The following is a 23,208-nucleotide window of genomic DNA, read 5'->3' as shown; positions in this document are numbered from 1 at the left end:
GGTTCGGAGCGAGTAGGGCAGGCGTAAATCGCCCTTTTTACGGTTAGTTTATGTTCTAATTCGAGCCTTTGTTTCAAAGGTTTCGAATTAGAATGCTCAAGTGAGAGGTTTGAATATCAGTTTCATATTAACGAATCTTGAGTAAAGTTGAACGATGATCTAATTAATGCTCATATAATTTACTGTATTTACTTATATTTAATCCATGTGCAACATTTGTCACAGAAATAAAATCCTAACTCCATACAATTCATGAACTTTCGAACGAAGATTTATTTTGTTTCGTTCGCTCCTTTTGTGTTTTTACCATCGCATACAAAATAATGAGGTTCCTATGTTTGGAATATTCAAACCTAAGGCGCACATTGATCGTCTGTCCCCTGGCAGCATCGATAGCACCTACTCTCGCCTCCGTTGGCAACTCTTTATCGGTATCTTTGTTGGCTACGCCGGTTACTATCTAGTTCGTAAAAACTTCAGTTTGGCGATGCCTTATCTTATCGAGCAAGGCTTTAGCCGCGGAGACTTAGGTGTCGCCTTGGCAGCTGTTTCCATTGCATATGGTCTCTCTAAGTTTCTAATGGGCAGCGTTTCAGACCGCTCCAACCCTCGCTATTTCCTTAGTGGCGGCCTATTGATGTCTGCATTAGTGATGTTTTGCTTTGGCTTTATGCCATGGGCGACTGGTAGCGTCACTGCGATGTTCATTTTGCTTTTCTTAAACGGTTGGTTCCAAGGGATGGGGTGGCCTGCTTGTGGCCGAACCATGGTGCACTGGTGGTCACGTAAAGAGCGTGGTGAGATCGTTTCGGTTTGGAACGTGGCGCACAACGTGGGTGGTGGCTTGATTGGTCCACTATTTATTCTTGGCCTGTGGGCATTTAACGATGATTGGCGCACTGCATTTTATGTTCCTGCATTTTTCGCCACGTTGGTTGCTGTGTTTGTTTGGATGACGGTTCGCGATACCCCTCAGTCTTGTGGTCTGCCTCCTATTGAAGAATACAAAGACGATTACCCAGATGACTATGACAAGTCCCATGAACAAGAAATGACAGCGAAGGAAATCTTCTTCAAATACGTCTTCAACAACAAACTTCTTTGGTCGATTGCAATTGCAAACGCATTTGTTTACCTAATTCGTTACGGCGTACTGGACTGGGCACCTGTTTACCTAAAAGAAGCGAAGGATTTCTCGGTAGATAAATCGTCATGGGCTTATTTCTTATACGAATGGGCTGGCATTCCAGGAACACTATTGTGTGGTTGGATCTCTGACAAATTGTTCAAAGGTCGTCGTGCACCTGCTGGTATCTTATTTATGGTGCTAGTGACAGTTGCAGTGATGGTTTATTGGTTTAACCCTGCGGGCAACCCAACAGTAGATATGATGGCGCTTATTGCAATTGGCTTCCTAATCTATGGTCCGGTTATGCTGATCGGTTTGTACGCACTTGAACTCGCTCCGAAGAAAGCCGCAGGTACTGCCGCTGGTCTTACTGGTTTGTTTGGATACCTGGGTGGGGCAGTTGCCGCAAACGCGATTTTGGGCTACACCGTAGACCACTTTGGCTGGGATGGTGGCTTTATCATCTTAGTGGGTTCTTGTATTACTTCTATCGTGTGTTTGATGTACGCCTTCTTAGGTGAACGTGCGCACCACGAGCAAAAAGAGCGCGAGAAGGAAGCGCTAGCGTAATATTTATTTAAAGAGGCAGTGGAATACTGCCTCTTCGCTTTATCAAGGAAATAACAATGAAAACAAAGTCAGTATGTCTTACTTTTTTAGCACTTAGCCTCTCTGCTGGTGCGATTGCGAAGCCGCTTGTCATTGCGCACCGTGGCGCATCGGGCTACTTGCCTGAGCACACGCTAGAAGCCAAAGCACTTGCTTACGCAATGAAACCTGACTACATAGAGCAAGATGTGGTAATGACGAAAGACGACCAGTTGGTCGTGTTGCATGACCATTATCTCGATCGCGTAACGGATGTTGCGGAGCGTTTTCCTGATCGTGCACGTAAAGATGGTCGTTATTACGCGATTGATTTCACTCTGGCGGAAATCAAATCCTTGCGAGTTACCGAAGGGTTCAACATCGATGAGAAAGGCAACAAAGTAGCGGGCTATCCAACCCGATTCCCTATGTGGAAATCTGATTTCACCGTGCCGACGTTTGCTGAAGAGATTGAGCTGATCCAAGGCTTAAACAAAACGCTGGGTTATGACATCGGTATTTACCCAGAAATTAAAGCGCCTTGGTTCCATCGTCATGAAGGTAAGGACATTTCTAAAGCAGTACTTAAAGTCTTGAAGCAGTACGGTTACGGCTCTCAAGACGACAAAGTCTACCTTCAGTGTTTTGATGCGAATGAACTTCAACGCATCAACAGTGAACTCATGCCTGCAATGGACATGGACTTAAAGCTCGTTCAGCTTATGGCTTACACTGACTGGAACGAAACTATGGTGTACAAAGGCGACAAGGCAACACCATACAGTTATGACTGGATGTTCGAAGCCGACGGAATGAAGAAAGTAGCGAGTTACGCGGAAGGAATTGGACCTTGGAAGCCGATGCTGGTGGATGATAAGTCAACCAAAGACAATATCATCATCAAGCCGTTGATGAAGGCTGCAAAAGACGCTGGCTTGCAAGTGCATCCATACACGTTCCGCGCCGATCCAGGACGCATTCCAGCGTACACTGACAGCTTTGAAGGCATGATGGATGTGTACTACAACCAAGTAAAAGTGGATGGTTTGTTTACTGATTTCCCAGATAAAGCGGTCAGCTTTTTAAATCAGTAATCACGCATTTTTCTTTAAGCTAAAAAATCCCCCAACAGTTTCCTGCTGGGGGATTTTTCGTAGGGCTAATTCACGAATGAGTTAGTTGTTTTTATGCAGTTCGCTGTTCAGTTCAACCGCGCTCTTGTTTGCAAGACACTCGATTTGACCTGTTACAGAGTTACGACGGAACAGTAGGTCAGAAACACCAGCAAGATCGCGGGCTTTCACTACTTCTACTTCTTGACCAGCAGAATCTAGCATGCGTACTTTAGAACCAGCAGTTACGTACAGACCTGATTCGATAGTACAACGGTCACCCATTGGGAAACCAAGACCTGCGTTCGCGCCTAGTAGCGAGTTTTCACCGATAGAAACCACAACTTTACCGCCGCCAGATAGCGTACCCATGATAGATGCGCCGCCGCCGATGTCAGAGCCGTTACCAACCACTACACCAGCAGAGATACGGCCTTCAACCATGCTCACGCCAGTTGTACCCGCGTTGAAGTTGATGAAGCCTTCGTGCATTACCGTTGTGCCTTCGCCAACGTGTGCGCCAAGACGTACGCGAGAAGTGTCAGCGATACGAACGCCAGTTGGTACCACGTAGTCCACCATTTTAGGGAACTTGTCTACGCAATCTACGCTTAGTGCACGACCCGCTAGGCGAGCTTCGATTTGACGCTCTGCTAGTTCAGGTAGGTCGATTGGACCTTCGTTAGTCCATGCGATGTTGTGTAGTAGACCGAAGATGCCGTCTAGTACCGTGCCGTGTGGCTGAACTAGGCGGTTAGAGATAAGTTGAAGCTTTAGGAAACCTTCAGCAACGCTTTGTGGCTGCTCGTCAGTTGCAAGGATAACCAGTACAAGTGGTTGTGCTGATTCTGCTGCTTTTGCTGCGAAAGATGCGTTTGCTGCATCGCCGTTTGCTTCAAATGCTGCTGCCAGTTCTGCGCTTTGTGCTGCAGAGATCTCGATAGCTTGGTTGCCTTGCTCGTAACCTGCTACTGCTGCTAGTGCGTTAACAAGCGCTTCGCTTGGGTTAAGAACTGGGTTTGGGAAAAACGCTTCGATGATTTTGCCGTCGCGGTTTTTAGTTGCCGTACCAAAGGCTAGAGAGAAGAAAGCCATAGTTGATCTCCATGTGTTGAGTCTTGTGTCTCGTCTGTTCACTGACAAGAAATAATTAAGTTGTCAGTCATCATAAAGAGAGTGTTCGGGAGTTTAAAGAGGGGAAATGGAGAAAGTCTGTAGATGGATACCTTTTGTCTTTTTAGAGATATGTTTGTCTGATGAGAAATGTGTCGCAAAAGCCTTATCAGACCGATTTTGGGCAGAGATACAGTGAAGTTGGAGAAGGGCGCATCGCAAAAAATAAGGGGAGGACCGAAGTCACTCCCCCTACACTGGGTTTGTTGGATTTACTGGCTTTGGATAGTAAAGCGATAAATCGATTTAGAGGCTTAGCTCACCGACCTCTACTGCAAGTGCAACCGTTGCCCCTACCATTGGATTGTTGCCCATACCGATGAAGCCCATCATCGCTACGTGTGCAGGTACTGAAGAGCTGCCCGCGAATTGTGCATCGGCGTGCATGCGACCCATTGTGTCGGTCATGCCGTAAGATGCAGGACCCGCCGCCACGTTATCTGGGTGTAGAGTACGACCAGTACCACCACCTGATGCCACAGAGAAGTAAGGCATGCCTTCACGGTTACGTTCCGCTTTGTAGATACCTGCTACAGGGTGTTGGAAGCGAGTCGGGTTGGTTGAGTTACCTGTGATGCTCACATCCACTTGTTCTTTATGCATGATAGCTACGCCTTCACGCACATCGTCTGCACCGTAGCAAAGGATCTCACCTCGTGGACCTTGGGAGAAACGGCGACGTTCTACTTCCACTAACTCTCCAGTTTGGTAGTTGTATTGAGTGCGTACGTAAGTGAAACCGTTAATGCGTGAGATTAGGTAAGCGGCGTCTTTACCCAAACCGTTCAGGATCACTTTCAACGGATTTTTGCGTGATTTGTTGACGTTCAATGCGATTTTGATTGCGCCTTCTGCCGCTGCGAATGACTCATGACCGGCAAGGAAAGCGAAACAGCCACTTTCTTCATTCAATAGACGAGCCGCCAATGCACCGTGACCGATACCCACTCGGCGTTGTTCTGCTACGCTGCCTGGTTTTGTGCAGGCTTGAAGGCCTTCACCGATGATGTTTGCAGCTTCTTCTGCTGTTTTTGCTCCGCGGAAAATCGCCAAAGCAGTGCCTAGCGTGTAGGCATCGGCAGCGCTTTCAAACGCGATAGGTTGAGTGTCCATCACCAGCGCTTTAGGGTCGATACCACGATCCATACAGTATTGGTAAGCCTCTTCCAGAGAAGAAAGTTGCATTTCGTCTAATGTGCGACGTACAGATTCAGTAATTGGAGTGTTCATAATCTCTTTCCTCTTGGTGGCAATTATTGTTGGCGTGGGTTGATGGTAGATACGGCTTCGTCAAAACGACCGTAAGTCCCTGTTGCTTTGTCTGCGGCTTCTGCTGCAGATACGCCTTCGTTGATGGCTTTCATCATCTTGCCTAGGTTGAGATATTGGTAACCAATCACTTCTTTGTTTTCGTCTAGTGCGAGTTTTGTTACGTAGCCTTCAGCCAATTCCATGTAACGCACGCCTTTTGCTTTGGTTGAGTAGCTAGTACCTACTTGGCTGCGTTGAGTTTGACCAAGGTCTTCCAGTGCCGCACCAATTTCCAAGCCGCCTTCAGAGAAAGCAGATTGAGTACGACCGTAAACAAATTGAAGGAAGATTTCGCGCATCGCGACGTTGATAGCATCACATACCAAGTCGGTATTCAGTGCTTCAAGAATGGTTTTGCCTGTTAGGATTTCTGCGGCCATCGCGGCTGATTGAGTCATGCCTGAACAGCCGATCGTTTCGATCAAAGCTTCTTCGATGATGCCGTTTTTGACGTTAAGAGTCAGTTTTGCTGCGCCTTGTTGAGGAGCACAAGCGCCAACGCCGTGGCTAAGACCAGAAATTGCGATAACGTCTTTTGGATTGATCATTGCGCCTTCAACAGGGATCGGTGCAGATGCATGAAGATCGCCGCGTTGAATCGGGCACATTGATTGGATTTCGTGTGAATATTGCATAATGTTTTCCCAGTGTATTTTTATTTTTTGAGAAAACAGGAGCGGGGTTGGAGAAGAGTTGAATTGCTCACTACAGAACTCTTGCTTTCACAATATAGGAGAAAGCATTTCCAACAGGGCTGACCTGTTTTCGTTTCTGTAGGAGTCATTAGCTTTAAAGCGGTTCGAATCTTTCGATTCCGGTGGCACCCCATCACCGTGCCTATTTAGATTAGATCTAAGTCACACTAATCTGCAACATGAAATTTAGAGCAATTTGGGATATTAAATCGGTTCTTTATATTCTCAGAGATATATGGCGATAAATACAACGCATAAAAAAACGCCGCATAATGCGACGTTTTTTCTAAACAAATGAGAGGCTTATGCAGCGTCTTCTTGCTCGCTATCTTCTTCAACAGCTTCAAGCTTCTTTGCTTTTTTTGGTGCAGGTTTACGTTTTGCACCCAGAGCGTAAAGCACTTCTTCTTTGTTTTGCGCAAGGTACATTGCAAGATCTTCTTGCTTACCTTCGTCTTCTAGAAGTTCACTCTTACCTAGCAGTGAGAATAACTCGTCCGCCATATCCAGCATTTTGTCGTATGCGTCAGCTTCCGCTTTAGAGGTAAAAGTCATTTTCTCTTCTCCATTGCGTTCTACCACGTACTTGACGATTACAGCCATGGTTGGTCCTCTAAGTTAATTTGTTAAATTTTATACTGGCTTTTTATACAGTTTTTGACCAATTAAGTCTAGCGACAAGCCTCAGAATGAGAGCCGTGTACAACTAAGTGACCAGCATTTGAACTATCTGCCTTGAACTACCTCCCGTGAACGACCCATCTCGAACTAGCCATCTTTAAGATGTGGGTTCTCTGGTCGCTCCCAATCTTGGCAGAATTCAATGAATGTACGCAGGAGCGGGTTTTGATACTTCTCTTTGTGGATCAAAAGCCAGAAGCGACGCTTCATATCCAGTGGCATGTTGAGCATTTTCACACGACCATCTCGAATTGCAGGTTCTGCAGATAGGCGTGATAAACAACCTAAACCCAGCCCAGCAGATACCGAATTGATCAGCGCTTCTGTTGTATTGAGCTGAAAAGCCTCATGCCAGTGTTCTAGACGCGGAGCGATGGCGCGCATAAAGAACTCTCGAGAGCCAGACCCCGCCTCACGCAGAATCCACTCTGTGTCTTCGAGTTCGTTTAGGCTGATTGGTCCTTCATCGAAGTTAGGGTAATCCGGCGGACAAATCACACACATTTCGTCTTCACTGAATTGCGTTGATTCCAACTCTGGGTGTATGGTCTTGCCCTCGATGAGCGCGATGTCGAGTTCGTACGCAATCAACATGTCACAAATCTGGGCAGAGTTGGAGATGAACAAACTCTGCGACTGGTGATTTGTTTCATCACGAAAATCACTTAACAGGTAAGGTGCAACTTGGTTGCCGATGGTGTCACTGGCACCGATGCGAAGCAGCCCTGATAAGGTTTGGTCGCCATCGAACACACTCTCAATATCCCGAGCTCGGTTGAGGAGTTCATCCGCGAGGGGCAAAAGTTTTTGTCCTTCTTGGTTGAGAATTAAGCGGTTGTTCACCCGGTCAAATAGGTGATGACCAATTTGTTTCTCTAACTCAGACAGCGCCATACTCACGGCCGCCTTAGAAAGAAACAGGCTTTCAGAAGCCGCTGTGAGCGTTTTGTGCTGAGTGATCGTAGTAAAAACTTTCAGTTGTTTAAGAGAGATATGACTAGGCATGACATTCCGTTAAGTTTATCTGAACGTTAGTTTTAAATAATTAGATATATTGGAACGAAGTGCAAGAGTAATATACACCCCATAGAAAGTTAGCCTAGATTTTGAGGTCGTAATGATTCAAAGAACAAAAGCAAAAGTAATGGGAGCACCAACCCCAATGGCGGGTCTGGCTCTTGGTATTGCGAGCTTAGGTTGGAGTTGGGAAAACTTCGCCGAATTACATGGCTATGGACAGTGGATTAGCGCAGGTATTGCAAGCGTACTGCTAGCAATCTTGGCGACTAAATTTCTTTTTCACAATCATTTGTTGAGACAAGATCTTGCGCACCCTGTGGTGGGTAGTGTCGTTCCAACTTTCGCGATGGGAACCATGGTGGTTTCAAATTCTCTAGGGCACTTTTTCCCTGTTGCAGGTGACGTGCTTTGGTTAGTGGCGGTAGCTCTACATATCGTGTTCCTAGTGAGCTTCTTGTACCACCGCGCGAAAGACTTCGAACTACACCACATGGTGCCAAGTTGGTTCGTACCGCCAGTGGGTATTATCGTTGCAGACGTGTCTTTCTCAGGTAACCCAGTGCTTGCACCTATTGCACACGGTGCATTGATCTTCGGTATGCTGGCTTACGCGGTGATGTTGCCAATGATGATCTACCGTTTCATGTTCACTCATGAAATCCCTGATGCAGCAAAACCAACTATGGCAATCATGGCGGCACCAGCAAGCCTATCATTGGCTGGTTACCTAACCGTAACGGCAACACCTTCACCAGTGATTATTGCTCTGTTGTTTGGTATCGCAGTATTGATGACAGCCATCATATATCTCGCGTTCTTTAAATTGCTTAGACTGCCATTCAGCCCTGGCTATGCAGCGTTTACCTTCCCGATGGTGATCGGTGCGACGGCGCTGTTTAAAATGGCGAATTGGATGGAGTTGCAAGGATTGGCTGCGCACTATGTTCAACAAGTGCGAGGCTTAGCTGGTCTTGAGTTGATTGTGGCAACATTTGTTGTCTCTTATGTGGCCTTACAATACATCAACAACTTATTGATTCAGCCACGCTTGATGCACGCTCATCACGCTTAAATAGCAGATAGGAAAAAGCCTCTTGGTCTTACAACCAAGAGGCTTTTTTATTTCAATCGGCGTCGATGTTGGACACTAGCCTTTTTTGTAAAATCGCGACATCTCATCCAGAGAATGACGAATGATATCGACAGGAACTTTCTGTTCTTTCTCGACTTTTAACTGGCGATTCAGTTGCTGAGAGTGCCCGCCAGGATTGACCACAAGCATCAGTTCTTTGCCGACCAATGCATAGTTGTAGTAGCTGCCTGCAATATACCAATCGCGAGAGGCAGAGCTATCAAACAAGTTATGACCAACGCTGTATGAACTCGTTGTGCCTTGAACGTTAAACAGCGTATTCATCATGGTTGGCACGACGTCAAAATGGGTCGTGCGGTAATCAACTTGCTCTGGCTGACGATTTGGCATGTACACGTAAAGAGGCACATGTACTTGAACGTCACTGTAGTTACCCGTGTGGCCCCAATAGTTCATCTTATGGTCATTAAACTCTTCACCATGATCTGATGAAATCACCACAATGGTATTGTCTAAGTCGACGTTTTTCAGCACATCACCAATCAAGCTATCGATGTAGTACAACGAGTTTTTGTATCGATTATGGTAAAGCGAAGCGTCAAAATCGTTGTTGAGCAAAATGTGGTCAACGCGTTCCCAGTATGGTTTGAATTTCGCAAATTCAGGCTCGGGAAACACCGTACCGTGGGCGGCATCGTAGAACAGAAAACCAAAGTACGGTTTGTCGCTGTCCTGCTTTTGGAACTCGATGAACTTGTCTGTTATCTGCTGATCGCGCTCGACTGCTGTTTCCCCAGTTTGTTTCAGGGTCAAGTCCGACACTTTTTTGAATACCGTGCGAGAAAGTGGCGGGCTGGTGAGCGGTGCCGAGCCAAAAATGCCCATGCGGTAGCCTTCTGCTTGCAGCGTATCCATAAAAACAGGAGAGCGTTGGCTTGCGTAAAAGCTTTCCCAGTAGGTCGGGGGCAAGCTGTAAAACAGGCTGAAAATACCCGCTTGAGTTGAGTTGCCGCCGCTCATATGTTGTGTGAAATTCACTGTCTTTTCAGCGAACTTACTGACATTTGGCATGACTTCCGGCGTCGCATCACTGTAGCGCCACGCGTCAACCAAGATAAACAAAACATTGGGCTGCTTCTCTTTGCTTTGCACTTGAATGGGCGCAAGCGGGTAGTTGAGTGAGCTACGTTCAATGTTGGTTAACTCTACGCGGTTCTTCGATGCAATGTTCTCATCCACTAGGTCGTGTTTGTAAATAAATTTACGAGCCGTCAGCGGGTAGTAAAGTGGCCAGTTATTCGAAAACTGACTGACTTCATCGTCGTAAAGCGCGTTTTTGTACGCATGAATCATCTGTGTGCTAAGCAATACAGCAAACCAGACGCTGATCAAAACGAACTTAGCTCGGCTTTGTGCCAGTTTATTACTTACCCAAACGGTACAGGCGAGCCCGATCACCAGAACGGCAACTTCACTGATGAAGATTAGCCAACTCATCCAAGAAATATCGAAGACATCACCGCCACCTTCGAAAAACATACGAATTAATAGGGCGTTGATGTGAAGTTTGTATTGCTGAAAAACGAGGATATCGACTTTAAACATGATCAATAGACAGATCGCGATAGCGATCACGATGCCTTTGAATGCTCGAGTCGGTAGAAAAGAGAGCAATAAACTCAGCAACATAAATGGAAGAGCGATCAAGCCCAGCCAGCCATATTGAGTCGAAACCAAATAGTAACCTTGCAACAAGGTTAGCGGTTCATTTTGATTGTTAGACAACACAAAAGGATAACAAGCGATCGACAGATACACTGCAAAGCAAGCAAAAAAAGCAATCAGCCAAGCGCTGTTGGAAGACAGTTTGCGAAACATACTTTTTGTTTGTTTATAAATTATGGGTAGAGGGAGTATAAAACAGTGTTTTTTATTATGGAATAGTTGCGACGAATGTCACATTTTGTATGGAAGTGTCAGACTTGATTGACATGTGAAAATTCAGAAGATTCATACTCTATTTGAGTGATATATAACCTTTTGTTTTTTCCGAACGCGAGATCACTGCGGGTTTAAATGGGGCTGTGCTAAGCTAGCTAACAGTTTCAATCGGCGCTCGGTATCCCCAATTTGTTTACTGTTTATCACTCCAACCAAGTTGACGTTCTTAAATCACTCCTTGTCGAACTGATTCGAATCAGTCCGCTGGAAAACCCGTTCGAAAAAGAACAAATTCTGGTTCAAAGTCCGGGCATGTCCCAGTGGCTAAAAATGGAATTGGCCAAAGAGTTTGGTGTTGCCGCGAACATTGATTTTCCGCTTCCTGCTACCTTCATTTGGGAAATGTTTACGCAGGTGTTGCCAGACGTGCCAAAACGCAGTGCGTTTAACAAAGAAGCGATGACGTGGAAGTTGATGCATCTGCTGCCGGGGCTTCTCAACCAAGACGTGTTTTCGCCGTTAGCGCAGTACCTCAAAGATGACAGTGATCACTCTAAGCTGTATCAGCTGGCTGAGAAAATTGCCGATATTTTCGATGGTTACTTGGTGTATCGTCCGGAATGGATCGCAAGTTGGGAAGCTGGGCAGAGTGTGCCAGAGCTGGAAGATGAACATCCGTGGCAGCCGATCTTATGGCAAGCGTTGTACGATCACACTGTGTCGTTAGGGCAGTCTCCATATCACCGTGCCAACCTTTATGAGCACTTTATCGACACGTTAGCGAGTTTTAACGGCAATTTTGACCATTTACCCAAGCGTTTGTTTGTTTTTGGAATTTCTTCGTTGCCGCCTCGCTATATGGATGCGCTAAAAGCAATTGGCGAACACATCGACGTGCATCTGATGTTCACCAACCCGTGTCGCTATTACTGGGGTGAAGTTCGAGATCGCAAATATCTGGCTCGTTTGGCGGCGAAACATCGTCAGCACGTTGTGTGGCAGGACGATCACTCGGAAGTGCAAGGTGAAACTGAGCAACTGAAAGGTTCATTGGAAGATAATGTGATCGATGAGCTGCACACCGATGTGGTCGGAAACAGTCTGTTGGCGTCCATGGGTAAACTCGGGCGTGACAATATGTATCTGTTGTCTCAGCTGGAATCTCATGAAATCGAAGGGTTTGTTGATGTTGAGCGCGACAGTCTGCTCCATCAATTGCAAGCGGATATTCTCAATCTTGAAGAACATCAAGATGATCAACAGATTGAAAACAGTCATCACAAACAAGTGGTTAGCTTGGGTGATAAATCACTGAGCCTACACGCTTGTCACAGCCCGATGCGTGAAGTGGAAGTGCTGCATGATCAACTATTGGCGATGTTCGATGCTGACCCAACGTTAAAACCGCGCGATATTATCGTGATGGTCGCGGACATCAACGCTTACAGCCCTGCGATTCAGGCGGTCTTTGGTAACGCGCCGGGTGAGCGTTTTATTCCATATTCGATTTCTGACCGAACCGCCGATCAAGAGAGCCCAATTCTGGCCGCATTTATGCAGTTGGTGAACTTACCCAATACGCGCTGTTTGGCATCAGAACTACTCGAACTTCTGGAAACTCCGGCGATATTAAAGCGTTTTGAACTCAGCGAAGATGATTTCTTACAAGCCAAACAATGGGTTGAAGAATCGGGAATTCGCTGGGGATTGGATGCCAATACCGGACGCGAATTTGAACTGCCGGAAACCCGTCAAAACACATGGCAATTTGGTATTCAACGCATGTTGCTTGGCTACGCGATGCCAGAATCCGCAGGTTTGTTTGAAACCGAGCAAGGCAGTTTATCTCCGTACAACGAAGTGCAAGGCATGGGTGCAGAGCTTGCGGGCAAGTTGGCACACTTTATCCAACAAATTAGCACTTATCGAAGCAAACTTTCTCATGTTCAGACTATTGATGGTTGGCGAGAGACTTTGGTTTCACTGCTGGATGACTTCTTCTCAGTTGAGTTAGAAGGAGAAATGGCGCTCAAATCCATTCGCGATACGCTCAGCCAACTCAAAGAGCAATTAGCTGATGCCGCATTTGATGATGCGTTATCGCCGTCGATCATCAGCCAATACCTTCAAAACAAATTATCTGGCACACGAGTCAGCCAGCGCTTCCTTGCTGGTCAAGTGAACTTTTGTACTCTGATGCCGATGCGCTCTATTCCGTTTAGAACCGTTTGTCTACTGGGGATGAATGACGGCGTGTACCCACGCTCCATGCCGCCAGAAAGCTTTGACTTGATGACAGGAAGAACCAAACCGGGCGACCGTTCGCGCCGAGATGATGACCGTTACCTATTCCTCGAAGCGATGTTGTCTGCACAGCAAACGCTCTACATCAGTTATGTTGGCCGTTCAATCCAAGACAACACCGAGCGAGTGCCTTCGGTTCTGGTTTCTGAGCTGATGGAATACTGCCACCAAAACTATTGTTTAAGTGGTGATGAAGCGTTGCCCGTTGATGAGTCTGGCGATAACTTATTAAATGCGTTGGTGAATACCCATGCCATGGTGCCGTTTAGCCCAAGTGCGTTCCAAGGCATGCACGCCAGCTACGCGAAAGAGTGGATTCCAGCGGCATTGACTCAAAGTAGTCAATCGCAAGGCTATGTTCGTCGTGATTTTAATCGGGCATTAGATGACTATCTGTTAGGAGCGACGTTCCCACTTGAGCTCGACTTAGTCGAGTTACAACGTTTCTGGCGCTTACCGGTGCAGTATTTTTTCAATCGTCGCTTAAAAGTAATCTTTGAACCGCCACTGCCGGTGATGGAAGACGACGAACCCTTTGTTTTAGGTGGTTTGGAAAGCTATCAAATGCGTGATGAGCTGTTAGAAACCTTGCTTGAAACGACATTGATGCAGCCAGAGAAAAAAACAGAGGTGCTTAAACACTTTATGAGTCAACAGCGCGCGCAAGGCAAACTACCGGTGGGGGCGTTTGGTGATATCGAGTTTGAAACCAACCGAGTTCAGGCGGAAGAGCTGGTGGATAAACTGGCGTTTTTATCTGGTGCGCCTCAAGACGATTTGGAAATCGACCTGACGTTTGATTCCTTGTTTGAGCGAAATGAAGGCGAAGAGAAAAACGTTCGCTTAACAGGTTGGCTAACTCAATGCTACCAATCCGGTTTGATTCGCTATCGAAGCGGTAAGATTCGATCGCAGGATTACCTTGCAGCGTGGATCGATCACCTTGCCATGTCGGCGTCGGGTCATGCTAAGAAAACCCACATCATTGGTTACGATCGTAAAGAAGGCGCACTGCATTTGATCTACCCAGAAATTGCCGATGCGCAGTATGCCAAACAGCTACTGACTGAATTAGTTCGCTTATTTTTCGAAGGCATGACTAAGCCTTTGCCTTATTTCCCGAAAACGGCGTTGGCTTGTGTTGAAGCGGGCTTTAGCCGCGGTCAGTGGGTCGATGACGAAGAGAAATCTTTGAAGAAAATGGCTGACGCATTCAATGATGGCTTCATGAGCCCGGGCGAAGGCAGTAATGCGTACATCTCTCGAATTTGGCCTGCTTGGAATGATGAGTTGGCCTCAGAAGTTCGTTTGCTGACAGCATTAGTACTGCAAGGTGCGCGCTTAGCGGTTCAAGACGCTGATGACGTAAAAGCGTAATAAAGACAGTTGGATAAAGAGAAGGAAGAGTAGGGTGGCCGCCAGAAAATCATTATTTTTTGTAGGGCGTTCGCTGTACGGCCACAAGGTCAGAGGGACCATGATACTTTTGTTTAATTCATTTGAGTTGTGTCGCCAAAAAGGTTTGGCTTATCTCGTGGGGCGCATACTAACGGTACGTCTTATGGATAACCGTGAGAAAGATCTCACAAAGCTCTAAATTATCCAACTTGTTAAACATATTAATAGAATTTTTAACTATAGATCACATTTATTAGGTGATACGTCCTAGTAAATAATCCGGAGAGATTCAGCGTTATGGATCAAATGTCAGGTGCAGAGTGCCCTCTACATACGTTAGACCGCACAGAGCAGCCTCAACCAACGCCACTAGAACCGATGACGTTTCCTCTGCACGGTGCGAGGTTAATCGAGGCATCAGCAGGTACAGGTAAAACCTTCACTATTGCAGGTTTATATCTGCGTCTTTTGCTTGGTCATGGCAGCGCGGAAACTCGACATCGCGTACCGCTTACGGTCGACCAAATTCTGGTTGTAACCTTTACCGAAGCGGCAACTGCGGAATTACGCGATCGTATCAGGGCAAGGATCCATGACGCGCGAATCGCGTTTGCGCGTGGACAGAGTTCCGATCCGGTGATCCAACCTTTGCTTAATGAGTTTGACGATCACAAGCAAGCCGCAGAAATTTTATTGCAGGCAGAGCGTCAGATGGACGAGGCGGCGGTCTACACGATTCACGGTTTTTGCCAACGTATGCTAACGCAAAATGCGTTTGAATCTGGCAGCCGATTTAATAACGAGTTTGTGACCGATGAAAGTCACCTAAAAGCGCAAGTTGTAGCCGATTACTGGCGTCGCAATTTCTACCCGTTGCCGTTTACCTTGGCTGGGGAAATTCGCCAGCTATGGAGCTCTCCATCTGCGTTGTTGTCTGACATCAGCAATTACTTAACTGGTGCGCCGTTAAGCCTTTCTGTTCCTGCAATGAAAGGCAGTTTGGCTGATCTTCATACTGAAAACTTGAAAAAAATTGATGAATTAAAAGCACAGTGGCGAGAAAGCCAAGATGACTTCTTCACGCTGATTTCAGATTCAGATATTAACAAACGTAGCTATACCAAAAAGTCTCTGCCGACGTGGTTGGAGGTGGTAAACGCTTGGGCGGCAACGGAAACTACAGGTTACGATTATCCAGACAAGCTGGAGAAATTCGCGCAAAACGTCTTGTTGGAAAAAACACCGAAAGGCAGTGCGCCGCAGCATGCGGTATTTGAAGCCATTGAAACATTTCTTGCCAACCCAATCAGCTTAAAAGCGCCACTGCTTGCTCATGCGATTGAGCATTGTCGTGTGATGCTGGCCAACGCGAAAAATCAAAAACAGTGGCTCTCTTTCGATGATTTGCTGACACAACTTTCTGCTTCTATCGATACGGACGAAAGCGAGCTTTTAGCGGCGCGTATTCGTACTTTGTATCCTGTCGCTATGATTGACGAGTTCCAAGATACCGACCCGCTTCAATACAGTATTTTCAGCCGTATTTATCTGAACAACCCGGAATGCGGTTTGTTTATGATCGGTGACCCAAAGCAGGCGATTTATGGCTTTCGTGGCGCAGACATTTTCACTTATATCAAAGCGCGTAACCAAGTAAGTGCCCACTACACGTTAGGAACCAACTGGCGTTCTAGCGCAGATATGGTGCAGGCGGTAAACCAAGTATTTGCTTTGCCAGACAGTCCATTTATCTACGATTCGGATATTCCGTTCTTACCCGTTAAGTACAGTCCCAATGCCGAAAAACGCATTTGGACTATGGGTGGCCAAAAGCAACCAGCGCTGACTTATTGGTTGCAAGAAGCGGACGATAAACCGCTACCAAAAGGCGAGTATTTGACTCGAATGGCAGAGGCGACCGCAAGCCAAATCCAAACCATTTTGACGCAGGCTCAACAGGGGCAAGCGTGTCTGGTGAATGGCGAAAATCAGAAAGCGGTTCAAGCGGGCGATATCGCGGTGTTGGTTCGAACAGGTAGTGAAGGTCGAATGGTCAAACAAGCCCTGGCAAACCAAGGCATTGCCAGCGTGTACCTGTCTAACCGAGACAGTGTGTTTACCAGTTCTGTGGCGCAGGATTTACAGCGTTTGCTGCAAGCGGTGCTGACTCCAGAAAATGATCGTGCGCTGCGTGCAAGTCTTGCCTCTGAGCTGTTTGCCCTCGATGCAGCAAGTTTGGATGCGCTTAATAACGATGAAGTCGTGTGGGAAAACGCTGTTAACGAATTCAAAGAGTATCGCAAACTTTGGGTTCAGCGTGGTGTGCTACCGATGCTGCGCGCAGTGATCAGCAAACGCCATATTGCTGAGCGATTACTAGAAGAGGGTGCAAGCTCACAGGGTGAAAATGGTGAGCGAGTACTTACCGATTTAATGCACATCGGTGAACTGCTTCAACAAGCTAGTAATGAACTGGACAGCGATCACGGTCTGCTGCGTTGGCTCGCTCAGTCCATCAGTGATGCGGAAAACGGTTTGGGTGGCAGTGATGACCAAATCCAACGTTTAGAATCGGAACGTAACTTAGTGCAGATCGTAACTATTCACAAATCAAAAGGCTTGGAGTATGACCTCGTATTTCTGCCGTTTGTGTTCAGCTATCGAGAAGCCAGCGAAGCCAAATATTACGATGCAGCCAATGACCGCACGGTACTGGATATCACTGGCAACGATGCGTCCATGAAGCAAGCGGATAAAGAGCGTTTGGCGGAAGACTTACGCTTGATATACGTGGCACTAACGCGTGCTGTTTATGCGTGTTTTATCGGAGCCTCGCCTTTGCGCAATGGTCGTTCGACCAAAGAGCCAACTGGCGTACACCGCAGTGCGATTGGCTATTTGATTCAGAATGGTCAAGAAGGTGGCATTAACGATTTGCACCAAGGTTTAACAAAGCAACAAGACGAGCTTGATTGTGTCGTTGTGGCCGATCCGCCGCAGCAACTCGAAGACAAGTACGTAGCGCCACAAGAAGAAATACAAGATCTTAGCGCGAAAGAGCTGCAAAACCCTATCGACAGAAACTGGCGCATCACCAGTTATTCTGGCTTGGTCAAGCAAGGCTCTCATCACGCCGAGCATGATGCCACGATTGAGATTACAGGTTTCGATATCGACTCATCTGAAGAACAAGACGAAGCGGATTTGGTGGAGCCAGAGCGTTCGATTTTTACCTTCCCTCGTGGTGCGCGTCCGGGTACGTTCCTGCACAGCCTGTTTGAGGAAATTGAATTTACTCAGCCAGCCACGACGGAAGAGAATACACAAATCATCCTTGGCTTGATGGAAAGCGAACAGCTCGATGAAGAGTGGTTGCCCATTTTACAGCAATTGATTGATACCGTACTCGCAACGCCGTTGGATGGTAAGTCTTTGCTGCTGAATCAAAAAGCACCGTCGCAACGTTTGGTGGAGATGGAGTTTTTGCTGCCGATTGAAGTTTTGTCTGCACCGGCGTTAAACCGAGTCATTCAACGTCACGATCCGTTGTCGGCGAAAGCGGGGGATTTAGGTTTCCAAACCGTGCAAGGCATGCTCAAAGGTTTTATCGACTTGGTGTTTGAACATCAAGGTAAATACTACGTGCTTGACTGGAAATCGAATCATCTTGGCGACGATGTGACGAGCTACCATGGTGAGGCTCTGAAATCGGCGATGGCGGATCACCGCTACGATTTGCAGTATCAGATTTATGCGTTAGCACTGCATCGTTTCCTACGTAACCGATTGGCCAATTATGATTATGAACAGCACTTCGGTGGCGTGTATTACTTGTTCTTGCGCGGCATGGATGGGCAGAGCGACCACGGCATTTTTGCCGCGAAACCAACCTTAGACTTCTTACAAGAGATGGATCGTTTGATTGATGGTCAAGCACTTGAAACGCGCTCAACTCAAGCCGGGCAGATGGAGCTACTTTAATGACGACAAATCACAATCTTCATTCTGACCAAGATAGCCTATTGGTAGTGTTGGAACGCTTGGCGTACAAAGGTGCTATTCGTCAGCTCGACTACCAATTCGCCTGTTTTATTGATTCTCAAACGCATGATGAACAGTCGGATAGCCAAGCACTGGCGTTTATCGCGGGTGTTGTCAGTAGTGAGCTCGGCAAAGGACATATCTGTCTGCCTCTGTTCGATGCACAAGGGCAATCTACGGATTTGGCTAGTAAGTTAGGGCTGTTTGGTGAGTCGGCATTGGCGCTCAATACACAGTTGCAAGGCATAGACTGGATTCAAGTATTACAAAATTCCACCGTGGTCGGCGCGCAAGGAGAAGCCTTGCCGCTGATGTTCGATGGCGAGCGTCTGTATCTGCACCGCTATTGGCATTATGAAGTGACACTGGCGGAAAAGCTCAATCAGTTGGGCGCCGCAGTTAACTTGCAACCACAAGAGTTTGTGCGATTATCGGAGTTGCTCAACCATTTGTTTGCACGCCAATACCATTTTCTGTTTAACGCGTTAGGCAAAGCAGTAGAAGCGGGAAGCAGCAACCAAGTGTTGCGCCAGCAATTGGTATGTGATCACCTTGATGTGGTCGCAAGCGAATCGTTGGATTGGCCCGCGATTGATGCCGTGCTTAGCAATGCGTGCAGGGTTCAGGACTTGCAAACACTGAATGAACTTGTGCCACTCTCAGCTTGTGTGAACTGGCAAAAAGTCGCGGCGGCGGTTGCGTTAACTCGTCGATTTGCTGTGATTTCTGGTGGCCCAGGTACGGGTAAAACGACGACAGTAACCAAATTGCTTGCTGCTTTGATTGAACAGGCGACGCACGAGAAAAATCTAACCATCAAGCTGGTGGCCCCGACGGGGAAAGCGGCGGCGCGATTAACCGAGTCCATTGGTAAAGCAGTGCAAGAACTGCCAGTTTCTCCGGAGCTAAAAGCCAAAATTCCGACTGAATCGAGCACCTTGCATCGATTGCTGGGCGCGATTCCTAATAGCGCAGAATTTCGTCACAACAAGCAAAATCCACTGCATTTGGATATTTTAGTTATCGACGAAGCGTCGATGGTTGATTTACCAATGATGTATAAAGTGGTTGATGCCTTACCGAAACATGCGCGGCTGATTTTGCTAGGTGATAAAGACCAACTTGCTTCAGTTGAAGCAGGGGCTGTGTTGGGTGATATCTGTTCGTTCCATGCATTGGGTTATGGCAAAGAGCAGGCGTCAGCCATCGCAAAACTGACAGGTTTCGATACTTTAGCGCATACGAGTAACAGTGCATCTAGCATTGCTGATAGTTTATGTATGCTGCAAAAGAGCTACCGATTTGATGCTCGCTCAGGCATTGGTCAGTTGGCAAAAGCGGTTAACTCCGGTTCTGCTGCGAGCGTAGATAACGTCTGGGCGCGTGACTTTTCTGACATCGAACACTTCGCGCTAAGTAGTCAACATTACAACCAAATGATGCAGACGTTGGTGCAGGAATACGGTCGTTACCTCAAACGCATTGGACAACAGGAAACCGATCCTAAAACCGGAGAGCCAGAGTCGCTAACGCACAAAGCCAAAGCGGTGTTAGATACCTTCAACCAATGCCGGTTGCTGTGCGCGATCCGTGAAGGTGACTTCGGTGTGGCTGGGCTAAACCAACGTATCGAGAAAGCGCTCGCAGCGCGCAAGTTCATTCAAGTTCAGGATGAAATTTGGTATCACGGCAGACCCGTCATGGTTACGCGTAATGATCACGGTTTAGGTTTGTATAACGGTGATATTGGTATTTGCATGCGAGATGACACTGAAGAAGAACCGCGTTTGAAAGTCTTTTTTGAGTTACCTGACGGCAGTGTGAAATCGGTCTTGCCAAGCCGAGTACCTGAACATGAAACGGCTTACGCCATGACCATCCATAAATCGCAAGGCAGTGAATTTGATTACACCCTGATGATTTTGCCACCAGACTTTAGCCCGATATTAACCCGTGAGTTGATTTACACAGGCATTACCCGCGCGAAAAAGCGTTTAGCTCTTTACGCCGAACTTAATGTTCTGAAGCGAGGCATTAAGGTGAAAACCACTCGTGCGAGTGGGTTAGTAAAGCGGCTTACTAACTAAAACAAGAAGACCGAGCTTATGGCTCGGTCTTCTTTTATGCATGTTTTGCAAACGCATTGGTAAAAGACACGCTGCGTATTTTGTATTGCTGTTGATAAGCAAGAATAAAATCTCGGATAGCGTCATTTACGGGGAAAACACAGTGGACGTCTAGGCCTTCTAAAAACTGATTGTCAGCCATATCCCAGAAGCTTTGAAGCGAATTACAAATGATTGTTCTCATAACAGTGCTCGTCTCGGCTTATTTAAAGTCAGATTAACAACTGTCCTTGGTGTGCAATACGGAGCTAACTAGTTTTTCAATTGCCCAGTATTTTAGGGTGAAGGCTACATTACATCACCTAGATCCATTCGTATTGGTTAAAAACCAATCACTAGCGAGCAGAGTATAGCCAACCAAATGTATATTTAAAAGATAAAATTGGAACAAAAATCAAGCAATGGTTTGCGCATTTCTAAGTTGGGTTTACATGATGACCCGCTAGTCCGGAGTAGGGTTTATGTGTGGCCTTACTCCTAAACAAACTCGTTCCTAAACAAGCTCGATGTGCAGGGTTGAGCGTTAATGAACTGAATCCTGCCCTTTGAGGTTAGTTGGTATAGTGGAACGTTAAGTTTCGCTCCCTGATTTAAGGTTAAGCTATAAATCTAACGCTAAGATTTTGGACTTACGCTGGAAGTTATATAACCCTTGTTTGGCTCCAGGCAAATAGTCGACACTGACTTCGTAAAAACCTTGCTCTCTAAACCAATGCAAACTGTGTGTCGTGAGGACAAAAATTTGATCAATGGTCTCGGATTTAGAACGATGTTTCATGTAGTTGAGCAGTAACAAACCTCGGTTTCCATCACGATAGTCAGGGTGAATCGCTACGCAAGCCATCTCAGCTTTGCGCTCTTCTGGGTATGGATAAAGGGCAGCACAGCCAATAATCAAGCCGTCTTTTTCGATGATGGTAAATTTTCCAATCTCTTGCTCTAGCTGCTCTCGAGAGCGCCTAACGAGTACACCTTGTTCTTCTAAAGGGCGAATGAGGTCTAAGATACCGCCAATATCGTCAATATTAGCTTGCCTCACTTGTTCAGCACTCGCCATAACAACTTGGGTACCGATACCGTCGAAAGAGAACAACTCCTGAATTAAGGCGCCATCTACTTTATAACTGATCAAGTGGCTACGAGGTACTCCGGCACGGCAAGCGGCAATAGAGCCTTTAAGAAAGCGCAGTGTCCCAGTGTTGTAATCTAGGTCAGGAGACGTATTTTCAGAGAGTGTTTTGATGACATGCTCCGCTTCAATTGGCAGTAACTCGGCGACAGCATTGCCGTTGTCATCAATGACACCTTGTTCGGAGCAAAAACCAATCAGCTTATCCGCACCCAGCTTTATCGCTAGTTGGGTGGCGACTTCTTCCGATAATAAATTGAAGCACTCGCCAGTCACAGAGCTCGCAATGGGGCCAAGTAGCACAATAGAGCCTTGGTCGAGCGTGCGATTAATCGCGTCGGTGTCAATGCGGCGAATACGTCCACTATGGCAATAGTCCACACCATCATCAACGCCGAGTGGTTGGGCAATGATGTAGTTTCCGCTAACGACATTGAGCTGGGTACCTGCCATCGGAGTATTGTTGAGGCTCATTGATAGGCGCGCAGTAATCGCAAGCTGAAGTTGTCCGGCAGCTTGCATAACAACAGATAAAGCCGATTCATCCGTAATGCGGATATTTTTGTGGTAAGGCGTAGTGAGGTCTTGTTTTTCTAGCAGCTGATTAATTTGAGGACGTGCACCATACACCACCACGACTTTGATTCCGAGGCTGTGCATGAGGGCGATATCATTAATAATGTTGCCAAAATTTTTGTGTGCGACGGCTTCTCCGCCCAGCATGATCACCATGGTTTTTCCGCGGTGAGCATTGACATAAGGTGTTGATTGACGGAATCCTTTTACGAGAGCAGTACTACGAATTTTCACTACAGCCATTCCTTTGTTTAATTATGTTAAAATAATGCCTTTTTATTCATTTGGTGGCAAGGTGAAATTTTGGAATAAAGCACAAACATATTGAGGTAGGTTCTTGGTCCCGTTAAAAGGGAAGGTTACAATGGGTGCGTCTTTCCTCAATACGTGAACCTCATGTCTTCTGCTGTTAATAAGAATGCTGCGATCACTGCTTCCAATCTGTCAAAAACGTCATCTAAATCAATGCTTCGTAAGTGGCTAGAGCGTTCTCTCATGCTTATAGCGATAGTTGGAACCGTTGTCGTGTGCATGCTGTATAGTGATTTGATTACTCGAACCATTAATCCGCCCATTCCCAAATCGACAATTTATGGTCGCTGGGTTGAGCAAGATGTTGCGCCTTATGCTCGTGAAGAATTTGTGTTGAGTGAGCGCGGTGTTACCGTAAATGGTTCTACAGTGGCGACCAGTTTTGAATTCGATGGGGATTCGTTTTCGTATCGAGTGGGTTCAAATGAGCGGCACTTCAATTTTGTGGGTAAGCAGCATGCAGAAATGAAGCTGGATGCCAATGCACATTATCTACCTGTATTCCGTTTAGAGGGGCGTGCAAGGATTGCGGTAAGATAGTCGTTTTTATCTTTGTCTGTTAAGCAGAGATCTCTTGCG

Annotated in this window: 15 protein-coding genes and 1 riboswitch; of the genes, 7 read left to right on the top strand and 8 right to left on the bottom strand. The window is 46.6% G+C overall.

All coding sequences use genetic code 11. The features are described from left to right. Window positions 1-334: 334 nt before the first annotated feature. Together glpT and glpQ are read left to right on the top strand one after the other, a co-directional pair. Entirely contained in the window at window positions 335-1,699 is a 1,365-nt protein-coding gene (gene glpT, locus R7P64_RS11990; RefSeq protein ID WP_005380199.1) for a glycerol-3-phosphate transporter, read from the top strand. A 56-nt stretch (window positions 1,700-1,755) separates the two neighbouring features. Further along, on the top strand, window positions 1,756-2,811 hold the full coding sequence (glpQ, locus tag R7P64_RS11985) for a glycerophosphodiester phosphodiesterase (RefSeq protein WP_005380201.1): 1,056 nt from the start codon (window positions 1,756-1,758) through the stop codon (window positions 2,809-2,811). 81 nt (window positions 2,812-2,892) lie between these two features. Here the strand turns inward: glpQ and dapD are convergent, their stop codons facing one another. The 5 genes from dapD to R7P64_RS11960 form a co-directional block, all read right to left on the bottom strand. Further along, the gene (gene dapD, locus R7P64_RS11980; protein ID WP_005391708.1) at window positions 2,893-3,924 is read right to left on the bottom strand and encodes a 2,3,4,5-tetrahydropyridine-2,6-dicarboxylate N-succinyltransferase; all 1,032 of its coding nucleotides are present in this window, start codon (window positions 3,922-3,924) and stop codon (window positions 2,893-2,895) included. A gap of 324 nt (window positions 3,925-4,248) precedes the next feature. After that, on the bottom strand, window positions 4,249-5,232 hold the full coding sequence (locus tag R7P64_RS11975; protein WP_009707468.1) for a GGGtGRT protein: 984 nt from the start codon (window positions 5,230-5,232) through the stop codon (window positions 4,249-4,251). Window positions 5,233-5,255: 23 nt separating this feature from the next. After that, a complete protein-coding gene (locus R7P64_RS11970; protein WP_009707467.1) occupies window positions 5,256-5,948 on the bottom strand; it encodes an iron-sulfur cluster assembly scaffold protein in 693 nt (230 codons plus the stop codon). A 132-nt stretch (window positions 5,949-6,080) separates the two neighbouring features. Continuing rightward, window positions 6,081-6,155: riboswitch (Fluoride riboswitch) on the bottom strand. 156 nt (window positions 6,156-6,311) lie between these two features. Further along, the gene (locus tag R7P64_RS11965) at window positions 6,312-6,611 is read right to left on the bottom strand and encodes a YebG family protein (protein ID WP_005386503.1); all 300 of its coding nucleotides are present in this window, start codon (window positions 6,609-6,611) and stop codon (window positions 6,312-6,314) included. A gap of 165 nt (window positions 6,612-6,776) precedes the next feature. Continuing rightward, window positions 6,777-7,694, bottom strand: coding sequence for a LysR family transcriptional regulator (locus R7P64_RS11960; protein ID WP_005427361.1), 918 nt, complete (start codon window positions 7,692-7,694; stop codon window positions 6,777-6,779). Between the two features lie 112 nt (window positions 7,695-7,806). Here R7P64_RS11960 and R7P64_RS11955 point away from each other — a divergent pair, with 112 nt between their 5' ends. Continuing rightward, the gene (locus R7P64_RS11955) at window positions 7,807-8,781 is read left to right on the top strand and encodes a TDT family transporter (protein WP_318119067.1); all 975 of its coding nucleotides are present in this window, start codon (window positions 7,807-7,809) and stop codon (window positions 8,779-8,781) included. Between the two features lie 75 nt (window positions 8,782-8,856). Here R7P64_RS11955 and R7P64_RS11950 read toward each other — a convergent pair whose 3' ends face one another. Further along, the gene (locus tag R7P64_RS11950) at window positions 8,857-10,680 is read right to left on the bottom strand and encodes a DUF3413 domain-containing protein (protein ID WP_318119068.1); all 1,824 of its coding nucleotides are present in this window, start codon (window positions 10,678-10,680) and stop codon (window positions 8,857-8,859) included. Window positions 10,681-10,932: 252 nt separating this feature from the next. On the opposite strand from R7P64_RS11950, the gene recC reads away from it, so the two are divergent. The 3 genes from recC (at window position 10,933) to recD (ending at window position 20,573) form a co-directional block, all read left to right on the top strand. Then, entirely contained in the window at window positions 10,933-14,424 is a 3,492-nt protein-coding gene (gene recC, locus R7P64_RS11945) for an exodeoxyribonuclease V subunit gamma (protein ID WP_318119069.1), read from the top strand. Between the two features lie 327 nt (window positions 14,425-14,751). Beyond that, window positions 14,752-18,426: an exodeoxyribonuclease V subunit beta gene (gene recB, locus R7P64_RS11940; protein WP_318119077.1), complete on the top strand. Its 3,675-nt coding sequence runs from the start codon at window positions 14,752-14,754 to the stop codon at window positions 18,424-18,426. After that, window positions 18,426-20,573, top strand: a complete 2,148-nt coding sequence (gene recD / locus R7P64_RS11935; RefSeq protein WP_318119070.1) for an exodeoxyribonuclease V subunit alpha — start codon at window positions 18,426-18,428, stop codon at window positions 20,571-20,573. The genes recB and recD overlap by 1 nt, the downstream gene beginning before the upstream one ends. 34 nt (window positions 20,574-20,607) lie before the next feature. Here recD and R7P64_RS11930 read toward each other — a convergent pair whose 3' ends face one another. Together R7P64_RS11930 and argA are read right to left on the bottom strand one after the other, a co-directional pair. Then, on the bottom strand, window positions 20,608-20,796 hold the full coding sequence (locus R7P64_RS11930; protein ID WP_005380230.1) for a hypothetical protein: 189 nt from the start codon (window positions 20,794-20,796) through the stop codon (window positions 20,608-20,610). Window positions 20,797-21,213: 417 nt separating this feature from the next. Next, window positions 21,214-22,551 (bottom strand): amino-acid N-acetyltransferase, encoded by a 1,338-nt coding sequence (gene argA / locus R7P64_RS11925; protein ID WP_012841478.1) that lies wholly within the window; start codon window positions 22,549-22,551, stop codon window positions 21,214-21,216. Between the two features lie 162 nt (window positions 22,552-22,713). Here argA and R7P64_RS11920 point away from each other — a divergent pair, with 162 nt between their 5' ends. Then, a complete protein-coding gene (locus tag R7P64_RS11920; protein ID WP_005380234.1) occupies window positions 22,714-23,169 on the top strand; it encodes a DUF2850 domain-containing protein in 456 nt (151 codons plus the stop codon). Window positions 23,170-23,208 lie beyond the last annotated feature (39 nt).

Source organism: Vibrio sp. 2304 (assembly GCF_033339475.1).
In the GTDB taxonomy this organism is placed as follows: domain Bacteria; phylum Pseudomonadota; class Gammaproteobacteria; order Enterobacterales; family Vibrionaceae; genus Vibrio; species Vibrio alginolyticus.
The sequence above is the reverse complement of the archived record's forward strand: the minus strand, read 5'-3'. Positions and strand labels throughout refer to the sequence as shown.